Raw genomic sequence first — 812 nt, forward strand, 5'->3', positions numbered from 1 at the left:
CGAGGGTGCGTACGTCGTGCTGTCGGGGCGCGACGGCGTACGCCTGGAGGAGACGGCGGCGGGGCTGCCCGAGGGTCACGCGGTGACGGTGCCCGTCGACAACGCCGACCCCGAGACGCCCGCCCGACTGATCGCCGCGGCGCGGGACGCGTTCGGGCGTCTCGACGGGGCCCTGATCTCGGTCGGCGGTCCGCGGCCGGGTCCGGCCTCGCAGGCGGCCGACGAGGACTGGAGAGCGGCCTTCGAGTCGGTGTTCCTCGGGGCGGTCCGCATCGCCCGCGAGGTCGCGGCCGAGCTCTCCGAGGGCGGCTCGATCGCCTTCGTCCTGTCCAGCTCGGTCAAGGAGCCGATCGGCGGGCTGGGCATCTCCAACGGCCTGCGGCCCGGCTTGGGCATGGTCGCCAAGGAGCTCGCCACTGAGCTCGGCCCGCGCGGCATCCGGGTGAACGCCCTGCTGCCGGGGCGCATCGGCACCGACCGGGTCCGCGAACTCGACGAGTCCACCGGTGACGCCGAGGCGGCCCGGACGGCCTCGCTGACCCGCATCCCGCTCGGGCGCTACGGCGAACCGGTCGAGTTCGGGCGGGCGGCGGCGTTCCTGCTCAGCCCGGCGGCCTCATTCGTCTCCGGCGTCATGCTCCCGGTCGACGGCGGGCAGCTGCGGTCCCTCTGAGGCCTCCATGCGGCGGCGGCGCCACTCGTCGAAGAGCAGGTACCCGAAGCCGAAGACGGCCAGGGCGCCGAAGAACCACCACTGCAGGCCGTAGAAGAAGTGCGGACCCTCACTGATCTCGGGCAGCTCGATGCGCTCG

Annotated in this window: 1 protein-coding gene and 1 pseudogene; one reads left to right on the top strand and one right to left on the bottom strand. The window is 73.9% G+C overall.

Annotated elements, in window-relative coordinates:
- On the top strand, positions 1–673 hold a 673-nt coding region (locus IT781_RS22010; RefSeq protein ID WP_194972304.1), incomplete at its 5' end, for an SDR family oxidoreductase.
- On the opposite strand, the pseudogene IT781_RS22565 reads toward IT781_RS22010, so the two are convergent.
- Positions 617–812 (bottom strand): annotated as a pseudogene (locus IT781_RS22565) (hypothetical protein); the annotation flags it as partial. The gene IT781_RS22010 and the pseudogene IT781_RS22565 sit on opposite strands and share 57 nt — an antisense overlap.

Source organism: Methylobacter sp. BlB1 (genome assembly GCF_015476545.1).
Lineage (GTDB): Bacteria > Pseudomonadota > Gammaproteobacteria > Methylococcales > Methylomonadaceae > Methylobacter.